General features: G+C 58.8%; 14 protein-coding genes and 1 pseudogene. 5 read left to right on the top strand and 10 right to left on the bottom strand.

What is annotated here, in order from left to right; translation table 11 throughout:
* Window positions 1-40: 40 nt before the first annotated feature.
* The 5 genes from K5I40_RS12270 to K5I40_RS12250 form a co-directional block, all read right to left on the bottom strand.
* Entirely contained in the window at window positions 41-1,018 is a 978-nt protein-coding gene (locus K5I40_RS12270) for an ABC transporter ATP-binding protein (RefSeq protein ID WP_039031820.1), read from the bottom strand.
* Entirely contained in the window at window positions 1,015-1,992 is a 978-nt protein-coding gene (locus K5I40_RS12265) for an ABC transporter ATP-binding protein (RefSeq protein WP_039031819.1), read from the bottom strand. The genes K5I40_RS12270 and K5I40_RS12265 overlap by 4 nt, the downstream gene beginning before the upstream one ends.
* Entirely contained in the window at window positions 1,985-2,830 is an 846-nt protein-coding gene (locus K5I40_RS12260) for an ABC transporter permease (RefSeq protein ID WP_223074625.1), read from the bottom strand. The genes K5I40_RS12265 and K5I40_RS12260 overlap by 8 nt, the downstream gene beginning before the upstream one ends.
* Window positions 2,831-2,836: 6 nt before the next feature.
* Window positions 2,837-3,790, bottom strand: a complete 954-nt coding sequence (locus K5I40_RS12255; RefSeq protein ID WP_039031817.1) for an ABC transporter permease — start codon at window positions 3,788-3,790, stop codon at window positions 2,837-2,839.
* 61 nt (window positions 3,791-3,851) lie between these two features.
* Complete coding sequence (locus tag K5I40_RS12250) at window positions 3,852-5,441, bottom strand: ABC transporter substrate-binding protein (protein WP_223074624.1); 1,590 nt, start codon at window positions 5,439-5,441, stop codon at window positions 3,852-3,854.
* Window positions 5,442-5,698: 257 nt separating this feature from the next.
* On the opposite strand from K5I40_RS12250, the gene yghU reads away from it, so the two are divergent.
* Complete coding sequence (gene yghU / locus K5I40_RS12245; RefSeq protein ID WP_039031813.1) at window positions 5,699-6,568, top strand: glutathione-dependent disulfide-bond oxidoreductase; 870 nt, start codon at window positions 5,699-5,701, stop codon at window positions 6,566-6,568.
* Window positions 6,569-6,657: 89 nt separating this feature from the next.
* Here yghU and K5I40_RS12240 read toward each other — a convergent pair.
* Window positions 6,658-7,340, bottom strand: a pseudogene (locus K5I40_RS12240) (molybdate ABC transporter substrate-binding protein).
* Window positions 7,340-8,392 carry an ABC transporter substrate-binding protein gene (locus tag K5I40_RS12235; protein WP_223074639.1) on the bottom strand — a complete coding sequence of 351 codons (1,053 nt, stop codon included), beginning with the start codon at window positions 8,390-8,392 and terminating at the stop codon, window positions 7,340-7,342. The pseudogene K5I40_RS12240 and the gene K5I40_RS12235 overlap by 1 nt, the downstream one beginning before the upstream one ends.
* Before the next feature lie 169 nt (window positions 8,393-8,561).
* On the opposite strand from K5I40_RS12235, the gene K5I40_RS12230 reads away from it, so the two are divergent.
* Both K5I40_RS12230 and fucR read left to right on the top strand, forming a co-directional pair.
* Entirely contained in the window at window positions 8,562-9,545 is a 984-nt protein-coding gene (locus tag K5I40_RS12230) for a sensor domain-containing diguanylate cyclase (RefSeq protein ID WP_039031811.1), read from the top strand.
* Window positions 9,542-10,258: an L-fucose operon activator gene (fucR, locus tag K5I40_RS12225; protein WP_138370216.1), complete on the top strand. Its 717-nt coding sequence runs from the start codon at window positions 9,542-9,544 to the stop codon at window positions 10,256-10,258. Before K5I40_RS12230 ends, fucR begins: the two co-directional genes overlap by 4 nt.
* Here the strand turns inward: fucR and K5I40_RS12220 are convergent.
* Both K5I40_RS12220 and K5I40_RS24140 read right to left on the bottom strand, forming a co-directional pair.
* Window positions 10,255-11,802, bottom strand: a complete 1,548-nt coding sequence (locus tag K5I40_RS12220) for a methyl-accepting chemotaxis protein (RefSeq protein ID WP_223074623.1) — start codon at window positions 11,800-11,802, stop codon at window positions 10,255-10,257. The two genes, fucR and K5I40_RS12220, sit on opposite strands and share 4 nt — an antisense overlap.
* A complete protein-coding gene (locus K5I40_RS24140) occupies window positions 11,760-11,864 on the bottom strand; it encodes a hypothetical protein (RefSeq protein ID WP_375540639.1) in 105 nt (34 codons plus the stop codon). The genes K5I40_RS12220 and K5I40_RS24140 overlap by 43 nt, the downstream gene beginning before the upstream one ends.
* A 452-nt stretch (window positions 11,865-12,316) precedes the next feature.
* Here K5I40_RS24140 and K5I40_RS12215 point away from each other — a divergent pair, with 452 nt between their 5' ends.
* Window positions 12,317-14,899, top strand: a complete 2,583-nt coding sequence (locus tag K5I40_RS12215) for an autotransporter outer membrane beta-barrel domain-containing protein (protein WP_251929703.1) — start codon at window positions 12,317-12,319, stop codon at window positions 14,897-14,899.
* A 49-nt stretch (window positions 14,900-14,948) separates the two neighbouring features.
* Here the strand turns inward: K5I40_RS12215 and yghX are convergent, their stop codons facing one another.
* Window positions 14,949-15,836: a YghX family hydrolase gene (yghX, locus tag K5I40_RS12210; RefSeq protein ID WP_139563610.1), complete on the bottom strand. Its 888-nt coding sequence runs from the start codon at window positions 15,834-15,836 to the stop codon at window positions 14,949-14,951.
* A gap of 83 nt (window positions 15,837-15,919) precedes the next feature.
* Between yghX and K5I40_RS12205 the strand changes: the two genes are divergently transcribed.
* Entirely contained in the window at window positions 15,920-16,960 is a 1,041-nt protein-coding gene (locus K5I40_RS12205; RefSeq protein WP_223074621.1) for an aldo/keto reductase, read from the top strand.
* The last annotated feature ends 31 nt before the right edge of the window (window positions 16,961-16,991 follow it).

The raw sequence follows: 16,991 nt of genomic DNA, 5'->3' as shown, positions 1-16,991 counted from the left end.
GCGACGCGTGCGCATCGGCATACTGTTTCACGGCGCGGGCTCACACCTTAAACAACCAACAGGCCGCGAAATGGCCGGGGGCGATCTCCTGCATCGCAGGCACTTCGCGGCGACATACCGGCATCACGTGCGGGCATCGGCTGCAAAACTTACATCCGGGGAGCACCGAGGTTGGGCCTGGGATCTCCCCGCGCAACGTCGCCTGCTCAAGGTTACGAATGCGGGGATCGGGCTGCGGCACCGAGGCCAGCAGCGCCCGGGTATAGGGGTGCGCCGGATGTTGATACAACGCGTTCGCGGGTGCCACCTCCACCAGCTTGCCGAGATACATCACCCCGATGCGGGTCGAGATATGCCGCACCATCGACAGGTCGTGGGCGATAAACAGGTAGGTCAGCCCCAGCTCCTGCTGCAGATCCTGCAAAATGTTCACCACCTGGGCCTGCACGGAAACATCCAGCGCCGACAGCGGCTCATCGCATAATACAAACTCCGGGCGCACCGACAGGGCGCGGGCGATGCTGATCCGCTGGCGCTGGCCGCCGCTGAACTCGTGCGGGAAACGCTGCAAATGTTCCTGCTTGAGCCCCACTTTATAGAGCAGGGTTTCGGTACGCTCCCGCTGCTCCTCCCGGCTGTAGCCGTGGATCTGCATCGGCTCCGCCACCAGCTGCTGCACCGTCATCCCCGGGTTCAGCGAGGAGTAAGGATCCTGGAAGATCGCCTGCATCCGCTTGCGCAGCGGCTTGAGCTGCTTTTCGCTGGCCCTGGCAATCTCCTGCCCGGCAAAGTGGATCTCGCCGGAGGTGATATCAAACAGCCGCAGAATGGCGCGCCCGAGGGTCGATTTACCGCAGCCGGACTCCCCCACCAGGCCAAAGGTCTCGCCCGGCTGGATATCAAAGCTGACGCCATCCACCGCTTTCACCGCCACCCCTTTGCGCAGCAGACCGCCGTTGAGGGTGAAGTGTTTATGCAGATCCCGCACGCTTACCAGCGGGGCGTGTTGTTCACTCATGGCTGAACCTCCTTATCGGCCAGCAGCCAGCAGGCGGCGCGATGCCCCGGATCGGGGCGATAAAACGGGGGCTGACGCTCGCACTGGGGCATCCGCTTCGGACAGCGTTCGGCAAACGGGCAGCCGGGAGGCGGATCCAGCAGCCCCGGCGGCGAGCCTTCAATGGGCGACAGGCGATGGCTGGTCTGCTCCGGGTGCGGCAGCGATGCCAGCAAACCCTGAGTATAGGGATGCGCCGGGCGATAAAAGATATCCTCCACGCTGCCCTCCTCCATCACCAGCCCGCCGTACATTACCACTACGCGGCTGCACACCTGCGCCACCACGCCCAGATCGTGGGTGATCAGCAGGATAGCGGTGTGGGTTTTCTGCTGCAGGCTCTTCAGCAGACGCAGGATCTGCGCCTGAATGGTGACATCCAGCGCAGTGGTGGGCTCATCGGCGATCAGCAGCTGCGGATCGCACGAGAGCGCGATAGCGATCATCACCCGCTGGCGCATGCCGCCGCTGAACTCGTGGGGATATTGTCCGTAGCGGCGCTCCGCTTCGGCGATGCCCACCTGCTCCAGCATGGCGATACTCGCCGCCTTCGCCGCTCTCTTATTTAAGCCTTTATTGCGCATCAGGATCTCGGACATCTGCCTGCCGATGGTCACCACCGGGTTAAGGGCGGTCATCGGATCCTGGAAAATCATCGCGATCTGGTTCCCACGGATCGCACGCATTTGCTCCGGGGTTTTCTGCGCCAGATCGTCATTGTTAAAGCGGATCTGCCCGCCGGTGATGCGCCCGTTGCTGCCCAGAAGCTGAATGATCGACTTGCAGGTGACGCTTTTGCCGCAGCCGGATTCGCCGACAATGCCCACCAGCTCGCCCGGCTTCACGTGGAAGCTCACCCCGCGCACCGCGTGGACATCGCCATCGCGGGTGCGGAAGGTGGTTTGCAGGTTATCGAGTTCGAGTAAGTTACTCATCACGGTTCGCTCCCGGCTCAAAGGCGGTGCGGAACACGTCGCCCAACACGTTAAAGCTGAACATCGTCAGCAGGATCAGAATGCCCGGGAACATCGCCAGCCAGGAGGCCTCGCCGATATACGACTGGGCGTTGTTAAGCATGCTGCCCCAGGACGCGGCAGGCGCCTGCACGCCAAGGCCGAGAAAGCTGAGGGTCGACTCCATCAGAATTGCCGAGGCGATATTCAGCGTAGCGGCGACGATAATGGTCGGCAGCACGCCGGGGATGATGTGGCGCAGGATGATCCGCAGCGGGTGTTCCCCCGAGGCGCGGGCGTAGAGCACATACTCGCGCTCCTTAACCGACAGGGTTTCGGCCCGCACCAGCCGGGACATGTTCATCCACGTCAGCAGGCTGATGATCATGATGATGTTATCCACGCCGGGCTTCAGGTAGGCGTTGAGCACCAGCAGCAGAAAGAAGGCCGGGATCGCCATCAGGATATCCACCGCGCGCATCATCAGGTTATCCAGCCAGCCGCCGAAGTAGCCGCTCAGGGTGCCAACAAGCGTGCCGATCAGGGTGGAGAAGACCATCGCCAGACAGCCCACCATCAGCGAAATCTGCCCGCCGTAGAGGGCGCGGGTGAAGTAGTCGCGTCCGTACTCGTCGGTGCCGAACCAGTGGGCACCATCCGGTGGCAGCGTTCGTGCGCCGAGCGCCATCTGGTCCGGATCGTAAGGACTTAAGCCCGCACAGAGCGCGGCGACGATAAAAATAAAGAGTACAAACAGAGAGAACTGCGCCGGACGATTGCGGCGCAGCTGGTGTCGAACCTGTTGCCAGCGTCTGCTCATCCGGGGTTACCTCAGGGTGCGAATACGGGGATCGGCGAAGCGATAGAGCACATCGGCGATCAGGTTACCGACGATCAGCATCAGCGACGACAGCATGATGATGGCCATGATCAGCGGGTAGTCGAGGGAGGTGATCGACTGGATCCCCAGCAGCCCCATGCCCGGCCACGAGAAGACGCTTTCGGTGACGTAGGCTCCCACCACCAGCTCGCCAAACGACAGGCCGAACAGGGTGATCACCGGCAGCAGCACGTTTTTCAGCACGTGGCGGAACAGGATGCTGGTGCGCGTGGCCCCATAGGCCAGCTGGGTCTGCACGTAGTCGGCGGAGAGCTGGGAGATGGTGTTGGAGCGGATGTAGCGCACGTAGCTGGAGAGGTTATAGAAGGTGAGCGCGATGCACGGCAGCACGCCGTGGCGCACCACGTCCAGCCAGTTATCCTCCATGCCGATGGTGCGCATCCCCATGCTGGGGAACCAGTTGAGCTGCACGGCAAAGACGGTGATCAGCAGAATGCCAAACCAGAAGATCGGCACCGAGATACCAATATAGGCGAACAGGTTCAGAACATGATCCAGCCAGCGGTGCTTAAAGGCTCCGGCCAGCAGCCCCAGCGGAATAGCGAGGATTATCGCCATCAGCAGCGAGGCCCCCATCAGCCCAAGGGTCGCCGGAATACGCTCGGCAATCATCGTCAGCACCGGGCGGTGGTAGATCAGCGAATAGCCGAGATCGCCCTGCAGAATGTTTTTCAGCCACAGAAAATATTGCGTCACCAGCGGCTTATCCAGCCCCAGACTCTGGCGGATTCGCTCGATATCTTCGGGTGCCATGCGCGGTGTGATATAAGCCGCGACCGGATCGCCGGGGGCGAGCTTGACCAGCAGGAACGCCACCAGCGAGATAAAGAACAGCATCGGCACAAGTTGCAGCAACCGACGCGTGAGTAATGTGTTCACGACATGCCCTTACAACGACTTACCCAACAAAAAGCCCCGATCTTCCGACCGGGGCAACAGCTTATTTTTGATAGATTTTCGACAGATCCTGGAACATATACACCGGCTTCGGCTCCGCCTCTTTGGTCCCGCCGAAGCGTTTATCCACCGCGACGGTGGCGTTGGTGTAGGCGATCGGGTAGTAGGTCATGTCGTTGGCCACGGTCTGCTGGATCTGCTCGTAGATCGCCGCCCGTTTGCCGCTGTCGGTTTCCACCGCCCCTTTATCCCACAGGGCATCGAACTGCGGGTTCTTGTAGTGGGCGTAGTTGTAGGCTTCGTTGCTCATAAACAGCGATTTGTAGCCATCCGGCTCGGCACCCATGATGTAGCCGCCGAGGTTCAGCTCCCAGGCGGTGTTGTTCATATCCAGGCTGCGCTGGGACATGGCGTTGGAGTCCAGCGGCATCAGCTCGACGTTAACCCCAATCCCCTTCAGCGCCTGCTGAATATAGAGCGCCTGGCTCTCCTGGGTTTTGTTGGTGTTCACATAGGCCAGACGCAGCTTGAGGTTTTCCGGCGCGCCGGAGGCTTTCAGCAGATCTTTGGCTTTTTGCTGATCGAATTTGTACTGCTCGACGTCGTCAGTCTGGTAAAGCGTATCCGGGGTCAGGAACGAGGTGGCCGGTTTAGCATAGTCCAGCGAGGTGAACGCGGTCTGGGTCAGCTCATCTTTATTAATGGCGTAAGCAATGGCCTGGCGCAGCTCCTTGCTCTTCATCACCGGCACGTTCTGGTTGAAGGTCATATAGGCCAGACGCCCTTCCGGGTAGACCACGAAGTCAAACTTGCCGGTGTTCTTCAGGCGCGACACGTCCTGCGGATCGACCATCTTGAGGTTGATCTCGCCGTTCTGCAGGGCGAGGTTGGCGGAGTTGCTGTCTTTGGCGAAACGATAGGTCACGGAGTCGAGCTTCGCTTTACCGTTCCAGTAATCGTCGAAGCGGGTCAGGGCGTAGTACTGCCCGGCGCGGTACTCTTTAAACTTGAACGGACCGGAACCGACCGGCGCATCGTTTTTGGTGCTCTTTTCCAGATCCGCTTCATTAGCAAAAACGTGCTGCGGGATCGGGTAGATCTGCACCAGGGTGCCGGTAAAGGCGGCGCTCACCTGCGGCAGGGTGAATTTCACGGTGCGATCGTCCACCTTGCTCACCGCCACCGGCTTGCCGCCGAAGGTGAACATGCTGCGGAAGAAGCTATGCTGCTTCTCTTCCAGCAGCTTATTAAAGGTGAATACCACGTCGTCGGCGGTCAGCGGCTGGCCGTCCTGCCACTTCAGATTCGGTTTTAAGGTCAGGGTATAGCTGAGGTTATCGGCGGATGGCGTCAGGCTTTCGGCGAGACCCCATTCGATTTTGCCATCGTTAAAGCTGTAGAGCGGGGAGTATAGCGCCTGCATGATCGTCAGGGTGGTACGGTCGCTGGCATACAGCGGGTTCACCGCTAACGGGTCGCCGGAGGTGATGCCGATAATCAGGGAACCGCCCTCTTTCGGCGCATCGCTTTTGGCGGCTGGCGCCGACGCGGTCTCTTTATTTTTGGCATCATCACAGCCTGCGGCGACCAGCGCCAGGGCGACCAGAACAGCAGATACTAATGGCTTACGCATATCTCACTAACTCCTTGCCTTGAAAGTTTTTTTAACTGCTCATTTTTATTTTTCACAGATATCTGTTTGCGCATCATATTCAGCTTCCGCCGCTTTCGCATTAACAATGAAAATGCGATTTTCGATTAAGCTTATGCGGAATTTATATATATAAGCGCCAGAAGGAATAGTGCATATGCTTATGCGCTCAGTTCGTTAAACCGTTCACGGAACTCCTGCTAAAATGCCTCAACACATCCGCAAAAAGGCAGGTCAACATGTCCGACAATAACTACCAGCCAGCGAAAGTCTGGGAATGGAAGCAGAACCCCAACGGCGGCGCGTTCGCCAGCATCAACCGCCCCATCTCGGGCGCCACGCATGACAAAGAGCTGCCGGTCGGTTCGCATCCGCTGCAGCTTTACTCCCTGGGCACGCCGAACGGCCAGAAGGTAACCATTCTGCTGGAAGAGCTGCTGGCGGCGGGCGTCACCGGCGCAGAATACGACGCATGGCTGATCCGTATCGGCGAGGGGGATCAGTTCTCCAGCGGGTTTGTTGACGTGAACCCGAACTCCAAAATTCCGGCCCTGCGCGACCACTCCACCACGCCGCCAACCCGCGTGTTTGAGTCCGGCAATATCCTGCTCTATCTGGCGGAGAAATTCGGTCACTTCCTGCCAAAAGATCCGGCTGGACGAGTTGAAACCCTGAACTGGCTGTTCTGGCTGCAGGGCTCCGCCCCGTTCCTCGGCGGCGGTTTCGGCCACTTCTATCATTATGCGCCGGTGAAAATTGAGTACGCGATTGACCGCTTCACCATGGAAGCCAAACGCCTGTTCGACGTGCTGGATAAACAGCTGGCGCGGGGTCGTTACGTGGCGGGCGAGGAGTACACTATCGCCGATATCGCCATCTGGCCGTGGTTTGGCAGCGTGGCGCTGGGACAGGTCTACGGCGCGGCGGAGTTCCTGGATGCAGAGAGCTACAAGAACGTTCAGCGCTGGGCGAAGGATATCGCCAGCCGTCCGGCGGTGAAGCGCGGGCGTATCGTCAACCGCACCAACGGGGAGCTGAACGAGCAGCTGCACGAGCGCCACTCGGCGAGCGATTTTGAGACCAGTACCGAGGATAAACGACAGGGTTAAGATGTTTGCAAATGCCCGGTGGCGCTGCGCTTACCGGGCCTACGAGTCAGGTTTTGTAGGCCGGGTAAGCGCAGCGCCACCCGGCAGAATTACCCACCGAACCCCGCCTGATGCAGTATCGCTTTTGACTCATCCGACTGTAAAAAACCCGCCAGCCCCTGCCCCTGCGGCGTTATCACTGCGCACGCATACTCCGCACGCGGATTAAAGAGGGCCGGGATGTCGAGGACCGTCAGCCCTGCGACCTTCCGCAATGCTGCCGCGTAGCTGGCGTAGCCGATAAATATCTCCGCCTGCGCGCCCAGGATAATCCACTCTGCCGCCAGCCTGCCCGCCGGAACAGGTGTCGAGTCTCGTCCCCCCACCAGCGCCCTCGCCCTTCGCCTTACCGCCTCGCCCGCGTCACCCATCCGGGTAAAGAGCGTCTGGGTGTAATCCCCGGAGGGATCGGCTCCCGCCGTCGAGGTGGCAATACGCAGGTCATCCCGGGATAACACCGAGCGCCAGTCATCGCTGTCGCGCAGCACATCGCTACGCACGGTCAGGCAGAGCATATTGCTGGCAAACGGCACCACGGACTGCGCCAACCCGGCCGCCAGCAGCGCCTGCGGGTGGGCCAGATTGGCCGAGGCAAAGAGATCGCAGGCCTCGCCTGCTTCTATACGCTCCCGTAACAGCCGGCCGGGCCGAACTGCGTTTCCACCGGTTGCGGGAAGTGCGCCATTAGCTGCGGCCATACCATCCGCAGGCTGCCCGCCGCCAGGACCCGCATCAGTCGATCCCCTGATAACTGGTGCGATAGAAACGCTGATACCAGTCGTTGGCGACCTTGCGCATATCCACGTCCTTAAATTTCTCCGGGTAGAGCTTTTTCGCCATCCACAGCTCGCCAATGCCCATCGCCTCCGGCATCGGATAGCCCCAGGCTTTGGCGTAGTCCGGCATCAGGTAGACGCGCTGATTTTTCACCGCGTCGATGGTCCGCCATTGGGCACCGGTTTTGATCTCATTGACCACCGAAGGGTAGCGGTCCTGAACGAAGATCACCTGCGGATTCCAGGCGATCACCTGCTCCATCGCCACGGTTTTGAATCCCTGAATGGTCGCCGCCGCCACGTTAACCGCCCCCGCGTGGGCCATCATCAGCCCGGTGTATTTCCCGGAGCCGTAGGTGGTGAGTTCCGGGTTAGCCATGTACGCGCGAACGCGTTTTTCCGCCGGGATATCTTTCAGGCGGTCGCTGACCATGTCGCGGCCTTTGTCCGTGGCCTCGATCAGCGCTTTCGCTTCCGGTTGTTTATTGACGATCTCGCCGATCAGGGTGATCCCTTCGCGCAGCCCCAGATCGTACGCCTGCTCTTCGTCGGCCATCGTCGGGTTCATCTTCGCTTTTTCACCCGCGGCATCGTGACGCAGGGAGATGGCAACCACCGGAATGCCAAGGCTGCTGATCTTGTCGATCATCTCCTGCGGCGCGTAGTTTGTGACAAACACCACGTCCGGCTTCAGGGCCACCAGCTTTTCCGGGTCGACGTGGGTGAGATCCCCAAGCGCCGCTTTCTGGCTCAGCTCCGGGGCCAGACGGGCGTACCCCTCGCCCAGCTGCTGTTTCCAGTTCGCCATCACGCCGACGATTTTGTCGGTGGCGTTCATTTGCACCAGCAAGTTCAGGGTCTGATGCTGGAGCACCACTACCCTGGAGACGGCGTCCGGGACGGTCACCTGACGGCCAATCTGGTCGGTAATCAGGCGGGAAGCCCGGGAAGAGAGAGGGAGTAAAGCCACTGCACACAGGGTTAATACTTGCCAGAATCGTTGTTTCATCATGTCCTCACATTCGTTATATACATTATTATACAGCGATGAGGTTATGACGTCGCGCCTCCTTTATGGGTAAAAATCCTTAACGCAAATCCTCCTCTTTTTTCAACATCATATTTACAAGCGCCGGGTAAATGGCAAGAATCGTTCTTATTTCCTGAAGAATCCGGGTATGTCAGAAAAGGCGCTGAAACAGCAGATTCAGAATCTCAAAAAGCATAATGCCCGGCTTGCCAGGCTGGCGCGTGACGCCCGCAACAAGCTCAGTGCTGCGCTCGACGGAACCGGTCTCTGTTTATGGCAGCTCGACGTCCCTACCGGGAAGCTGATCATCTATAACCGCCGCTGGGGTTCGATGCTGGGCTATCAGCCCAAGGAGCTGAACGCGCAGTTTGAGATCTGGCGTGAGCATCTGCATCCGGATGACAGGCAGAACGTGCTGGATGCGTTCTACGATCACCTGCACGGCAAAACCCCCTTCTATGAAGCGCTGCACCGCATGCAGCACAAAAACGGCACCGTCACCTGGGTGCTGGACCGGGGTCGGGTCACCGACCGGGACGAACACGGCAACCCCCTGAAGGTGACCGGCACCCATATTGACATGACCAAAGAGAAGCAGTACGAGGAGCAGCTGGCCCAGCTGGCGAATCACGATCCGCTCACCGGCCTTGCCAACCGCCACGCCCTGATCAAGCACTTCGCCCAGCTCAAAGCCCAGGGGCCGCTCTGCATCGCCTTTATCGATCTGGATGACTTTAAAACGGTTAACGACACCTTTGGGCACCGCAGCGGCGACGAGCTGCTGATCCAGCTTAGCCAGCGTCTGCGCGAGGCCTGCCCGCCGGGGGCGGTTGTCGGGCGTCTGGGGGGGGATGAGTTTGTGCTCCTGCTGCCCTTCCCGCTCAGCAGTTTGCTGGTGAACAGCACCGCCCACAGCTGCCTGAAGGCGGCGCTGACCCCATTCGAGCTGGATAACGGCCAGGCGCAGGTCGGCGCCTCGGTAGGGATCGACGACGTGCAGGAGGAGGATGATTTCGTCAATGCCCTGCGCCGCGCCGACCGTTCGATGTATCAGATTAAGCACACCGGCAAGAACGGCGTGGCGATCGGCCAGACGTTGCTCTCCATCACCCGCAGCGGAACAGACGCATGAAAAGCACCCGCCATCAGGATCTCCTTCGCCTGCTGGCGGCCTCCGACTGGCTGTCGACAAAGGCGCTGGCCGCCGGGCTTGGGGTGAGTAAAGAGACGATTCGCCGCGATCTGAACCAGCTCCAGCAGCAGGGGAAGATCGTACGGCATCACGGGCGGGCGCGGGCGATCCACCCGGATCACCGCGACGGCGGCGAGCCCTTCGGCGCGCGGCTGAAGAGCCACTACGCCGATAAAGCCGATATCGCCCGTCACGCGCTGGACTGGGTCAGCGAAGGGATGACCCTGGCGCTGGATGCCAGCTCCACCTGCTTTCACCTCGCGCGACAGCTGCCAGATATCGCCCTGACGGTGTTCACCAACAGCCTGCCCATCTGCCATGAAATGGCGAAGCGCGAGCGCATCACCCTGATCTGCTCGGGCGGAACGCTGGAGCGCAAATACCGCTGCTATGTGAATCCGGCGCTGGTCACGCAGCTGAAATCCCTGGAGATCGACCTGTTTATCTTCTCCTGTGAAGGGGTGGATGAGCAGGGTGTGATGTGGGATCCCACCCCGCACAGCGCCGGGTTTAAGTCGCAGCTGCTGAGCCGCGCCAGCCAGTCGCTGCTGCTGATCGACAAAAGCAAGTTCCGGCGCTCCAGCGAAGTGAAAATTGGTCACCTGTCGCAGGTGACGCAGTTGATCAGCGACGCGCAGCTCGCCCGGCGTTAGCCCGCCAGACGGAACTTCTGCACCGAGCGTTGCAGCTCTTCGGTCTGGCGCTCCAGCGCGGAAGCCGCCGCCGACACCTGCTCCACCAGCGAGGCGTTCTGCTGGGTCACGCCGTCCATCTGGGTAATCGCCACCCCAACCTGGGAAATGCCCTTGCTCTGCTCTTCCGAGGCGCTGGCAATCTGCTTCATGATGGTGGTGACGCCGGTGATGTCGCGCAGCACCGCTTCCATGGTGGTGCCGGTATCGTTCACCAGCTTTGCCCCCTCCTCCACACGGGAGACGGAGTCGGCGATCAGCCCTTCGATCTCTTTTGCCGCGTTGGCGCTGCGGCTGGCGAGATTACGCACCTCTCCGGCCACCACCGCAAAACCACGCCCCTGCTCACCGGCCCGCGCCGCTTCTACCGCCGCGTTGAGGGCCAGGATATTGGTCTGGAAGGCGATGCTGTTAATAACGCTGGTGATCTCGGCAATCTTCTTCGAGCTGACGGAGATGCCGGTCATGGTGTTGACCACGTTGTCCACCAGCGCGCCGCCGCGACTGGCGCTGGCCGAGGCCACGTCCGCCAGCTCGCTGGCCTGACGGGCGTTGTCCGCGTTGAGCTTCACCGTGGCGGTGAGCTGCTCCATGCTGGCGGCGGTCTCTTCCAGCGCCGCCGCCTGCTCCTCGGTACGGGAGGAGAGATCGTTGTTACCGCTGGAGATCTCCGTCGCCCCGCGCCAGATGTTCTCGCTGCCGTTACGGATGGTGCTTACCGCGTCGCGCAGGCTGTCCTGCATCGCCGTCAGCAGCGGCACCAACTGGCCCACGCAGTTACGACCAAAAGGCGTGATGGGCTGGCTGAGATCGCCCTGCGCAATCTGGCGGAAATGGTGGCGCAGCTGCTCAAGGGGTTTCACCAGCATGGCGACCAGGTAGCGGTCGGCGAACAGCAGGATCAGCAGGCCGACGATCGTCGCGGTGATGATCACCGTGCGGGTGACGCTGGTGAAGCCGTCCACCGTGACGCGGGTCCGGTCGAGAAGGGTATCGGCGGCCTTATTGAACTGCCCGGCACTCTCGCCAAAGGCGCGGCTTAGCGCTGGGGTGACGTTGTTCGCCTGCTGGCGATAGCCTTCGATGTTGCCCTGCTCTGCCAGCTGCATCTGCGGTTTGACGCCGTTATCCAGCAGCGCCTGCCAGCTGGCGATCACCCGGGAGGAGATCTCTGCATCCATTGGCCCCGGCGACATGGCTTTCAGCTCATCTAGCCTGTTGCTCATGGTCTGTAGCGCCTGCTGTACGGAGGTGAGATCCGCCGTACCGCCCGCCGCCTGCGTCTCCATCGCACGGCTCAGCCGGGTGACAAAACGGAAGTACTGATCGTTGCCCTGACTGAGCACCGTCATCTGTTTGACCAGCTGGCGATCGACCTCGTTGCCATCCGCCACGCGGGAAAGCGCCCTGGAGCCATACAGCCCCACGCCCGCCCACATTAAACAGAAAATACCCAGAATCGTCAGCATGACGAAGCGGATCGTGAAATTACGAAATACGCGCATAACTCTTTCCTTGCCTGAGGGAGATGTCGCCCGGAGGCGAGTAATATCCTCGTTATCGGCAACAAAATGCGAAGCAATACCTTTTCTTGTTTAATTTTATAAAACTTTTCATTTCGGTTTACCGGGCCGGAAAAGGATAATCACGCCCGGGCAAATAACCCTTCAAATAACGTGATATTAGATTTCATACAGCTTACAAATGTAAATCAGGCTCTCCGTTCATTACCCACATAACCCTGAAGGATTAGTCCTCGATTCTTGTTTGACGCACAATTTTCCTTCCTCCTGCCAAAAAACTTATTTTTTGTACGTTAATAAAACTGCAACATTCACAAGCCGAATATATTTTAGATAATTAATCATTTAATTTTATAAAACTGATTACTTAATGACTTGATATCATTTCAAATTTCATTACATCCTTTTCACCCCAGAAAGTTCTTAATTACGCATATGTGGTTTAAAAAGAGTGCACTTTGATCCGCTTATAAGAGATGAACAAATGCGTATTTCTATGAAAAGAACTCTGTTGTCACAGTGTGTGTTACTGTCACTTGCCTCGTTTGCTGCTCAGGCAGGCGAGACCCCTGCTACACCTTGCCAGAATGGCGACACCACCCAGACCTGCGGCCTGAAAGAATATAAAGATGGTAATTTCTATCAGGACCCGGGCGTCACTGATGCCGTTATGGCGAATGAAACGGCAACCAATATTTATATGGATGGCCACCGTGAAGCCGGAGATACGCAGACCTTAACGGTGACAGGCACTGACATGTCAGGTCATTATATTCAGGGAAGCAATGGCGGCACCGTGAATATTAACGTCACCAATAATGCCAAAGTGGATATGATCGAAGCAGGTGCTGCATTAAAGACCACTAATACCACGATCAATGTCAACGACTCCACCCTGAACGGCCAGAACAGCGACGGGACGTATGAGCGAGACAAAGATTATATGATGGGCGCCGCCATTTATCTCGATCCGCTCGATGCGGGCTACCACAATGTGGATATCAGCAACGGCAGCGCACTGCATGGCAGTATTATCAGCGCTGGCCAGGGCTCCCAAACCATCGCCATGAGCGACAGCATCATGGATAATGGCGGCATCTACGTCGGCAGTGACAAATCAGACACTTCCCTTACCCTGACTAACGCCACCCTGGACGCAACGAACAGTCAGGTGGCGCAAAAGCTCGATACCATCGTAGAAACACTGAGCCAGTACCAGCCCTTCCAGAATATCAACGTTGATGCCTTTGGCGACCTGGCAGTGGCAATGTACGGTACTACTCAGGATACGCTGGCACTGAATAACAGTACCGTAACCGGTGACATCGGCATCATTAACGAAAAAGGCCAGACCAATCTGTCGTTCACCAATAACAGCGTCGTGAACGGCAATGTTACGCTGGACGGGAACTCCACCAATACCCTGCTGGTGGATAACAGCACCATTAATGGCGACCTGAACACCAGCCAGAATAGCGGCGATACCACCATCACCCTGCAAAACGGTGCTAACGTTGACGGCAATATTACGACCGGCGCAGGAAATGACACCGTGGTCCTGGTGAATGATTCACACGTCACCGGCAATGTCACCGGCGGGGATGGCGACGATACCCTGTCGATGGATGCCGGTAGCTCTATTTCCGGGCAAATTAATCAGTTTGAAACGGTGAATACCACCAGCGACAACAGCATCACTCTCGACAACATTAACGATTCAACCACATGGAGTCTGCAAAACGGCTCCACCCTGACCGCCGACACGACGGGTAGCAATGCCGAAGTGAACATGAGCACCGATAGCCGGGTTAACTTCGGCCAGATCACCGGATCCCGTAACGCTGTAGTGGTAAATAACATCACCTCTTCGGCGATCAATCAGCAAAATATCGTGCTGGGAACCTTTACCACCACGACGGCAACCACCACGCCGCAAACGGCCGCCAATGCAACCTTCAGCAACGGTCAACAGCAGGTTGAAAACCGCAGCGCCGCTTACAACTACAACAATGACCTGAGCATTGTGGCCGCTGATTCTGCGCCGCAGGGCCTGCTCACCGCTGACAGTAGCCAGAACTGGAATATTGTCTTTAGTAGCTCACGCGGCGCCCTGGCCAGCGATGTCCAGGGGTTAGTCGCCGGGCTGGATGCGGCCGAACAGGCGGGCCATCAGGTCACCGATGACATCGCCAGCCATCTGGATCGCCTGCACTTTGCTGGCCTGACGGGTGAACAGCAGGAAGGGGCCCAGCTGTGGGGAGATTTCCTCTATCAGAACGGTAACTTCAGCAACGATGTGGATTACAAGAGCATCACTCAGGGTGCGCAGGGCGGCGTTGACTGGACGGCATACCTCGCTAACGGGGACAGTGTAACCGGAGGCGTGGCGCTGGCCTGGACCCGCAGCCGCGTTGAAGATACTGCCAACGGCCCGGACAGCTTCAAGGACACCGTCTATGGTAACTACTACAGCCTGTACGGCGGCTGGCAGCAGGCCTTGAATGGTCGTCAGTGGGGACTGTTCGCCGATGCCAGCTTCAGCTATGGCGATATGCGCTATTCCCTCTCTGCGCAGAACGTCACCGGCGACACCAGCGGAATGACCGAAGCGCTGCACGGCTCCACCGATGGTAGCCTGTATATGGCTCAGGCTCGTACCGGGGTGAACGTGCTGTTGCCAGGCGAAACCGTGCTGCAACCGTATGCCATCCTCGGCTGGGATCAGACCAAAGCTAACGGCTTCTCCGACAGAGAAGTGACCTTTGCCGACAGCCAGGTCTCTTCCTGGAACGGCGGCGCGGGTTTGCGTCTGACCACCACCCTGACCGATCTGAACAAAAACGTGCAGATCATGCCTTGGGTGGATGCCCGAGTGCAGAAAGAGTTCAGCGATGATACCGATATCCAGGCCGCGGATTATCACAATACCCAAGGCCATAACAACAGTATGGGAATGTTTGGGGCGGGCGTGAATGCCACTATCGCACACAACTTCTCGTTGAATACCGGCATTTACTATGGCACGGGCGATGTTGATAACGACGCCAGCGTTCAGGCAGGTATGAGCTACAGCTTCTGATGACCACGCATACCCGGTAGCCTGAGGCTGCCGGGTATTTTCACGCGGGTTAACTCAAATACTTTTCAAACCATCCCAACGTCCGTTTCCAGGCTAACTCTGCGGCAGGCTCGTCGTAGCGCGGAGTGGAGTCATTGTGGAACCCGTGATTCACCCCGGGATAGATGTACGCCTCATACACTTTACCGTTCGCTTTCAGCGCGGCCTCATAAGCCGGCCAGCCTTCATTCACATTTTTGTCGAGCTCGGCGTAGTGCAGCAGCAACGGCGCCTTAATTTTGGCGACATCCGCCGCAGGTGCCTGTCGGCCATAGAACGGCACGGCGCAGGCCAGTTCCGGCCAGGCCACCGCTGCGGCATTAGAGACCCCGCCGCCATAGCAGAAGCCAGTGATCCCCACCTTACCGGTGGCGTCCGGGTGTTTTTGCATAAACCCGACCGCGGCAAAGAAGTCGTTCATCAGCTTCGTCGGATCGACCTTCTGCTGCAGGATCTTCCCCTCTTCGTCGTTACCGGGATAACCGCCCACCGAGCTTAAGCCATCCGGCGCCAGGGCGATGTAGCCCGCTTTTGCCACCCGGCGGGCCACGTCCTCGATGTACGGATTAAGGCCGCGGTTTTCATGGACCACCACCACCGCCGGGACTTTGCCCGTGGCTTTAGCCGGTTTCACCAGATAGCCGCGCACCTGGCCATGCCCGTCCGGTGAGGGATAGGTGATGTACTCCGGCAGAATATCGGGATCGGTGAATTTTACCTGCTCTGCGAGGGCGTAATTGGGCTTGAGCATATTAAACAGCGCCAGCGCCGTGACGCCGCCAACCGCATAGCGGGCCGCCAGATTGAGGAACTCACGTTTGTTGATTTTGCCGTGAGCGTAATAATCGTAGTAGTCGAGCAATTCCTGAGGAAAGTCTTTGGCGGTCATACGCGTCATCGCATATCTCCATGAATTGTGAACGAACTAAGGATAGAATAGAAACGCTGTTTCGAAAATCAATCACTAAGAAAGGAGACATCATGCCCTGGAACGCCTCCCCTGACCGCTACGAGACGATGCAGTACCGCTACTGCGGTAAAAGCGGCCTGCGCTTACCCGCCCTGTCACTCGGCCTGTGGCACAGCTTCGGCCACGTCCACGCCCTCGATTCACAGCGCGCCCTGCTGCGAAAAGCCTTCGATTGCGGCATCACCCACTTTGATCTCGCCAATAACTATGGCCCACCGCCGGGCAGCGCGGAGGAAAATTTTGGCCGCCTGCTGCGCGACGATTTCGCGGCCTATCGCGACGAGCTGATTATCTCCACCAAAGCGGGCTACGACATGTGGCCTGGCCCTTACGGTGCGGGCGGTTCACGCAAGTACCTGCTCGCCAGCCTCGATCAGAGCCTGAAGCGGATGGGGCTGGAGTACGTGGATATCTTCTATTCACACCGGGTAGATGAAAACACCCCAATGGAGGAGACCGCCTCGGCGCTGGCGCAGGCGGTGCAGAGCGGCAAAGCGCTCTACGTCGGTATTTCATCCTATTCGCCGGAGCGGACGCAGAAAATGGCGGAGCTGCTGCGCGAGTGGAAGATCCCGCTGCTTATCCATCAGCCTTCCTACAACCTGCTTAACCGCTGGGTGGACAAGAGCGGCCTGCTGGACACCCTGGCCGCCAACGGTACGGGCTGCATCGCCTTTACGCCGCTGGCCCAGGGGCTGCTGACCGGAAAATATCTGAACGGCATTCCTGACGGCTCCCGCATGCAGCGCGAGGGCAAAAAGGTGCGCGGCCTGACGGAGAACATGCTCACCGAAGCCAACCTGAACAGCCTGCGTTTGCTGAACGAGATGGCCCAGGCGCGCGGGCAGACGATGGCGCAGATGGCGCTGAGCTGGCTGCTGAAGGATGAACGCGTGACGTCGGTGCTGATTGGTGCCAGCCGGACGGAGCAGCTGGAGGAGAACGTGCAGGCGCTGAATAATCTGCACTTTAGCGACGAAGAGCTGCAGCGGATTGACCAGCACGTGGCCGACGGGCAGCTGAATTTGTGGCAGGCGTCGTCGGATAAGTAAGTTTTTCCTCTCTCCCCGATGGGGAGAGAGG

This window comes from Leclercia sp. LTM14, assembly GCF_023736175.1.
Lineage (GTDB): Bacteria > Pseudomonadota > Gammaproteobacteria > Enterobacterales > Enterobacteriaceae > Enterobacter > Enterobacter barmai.
Note: the sequence above shows the minus strand (reverse complement) of the source record. Positions and strands in the feature narration are given on the sequence as shown.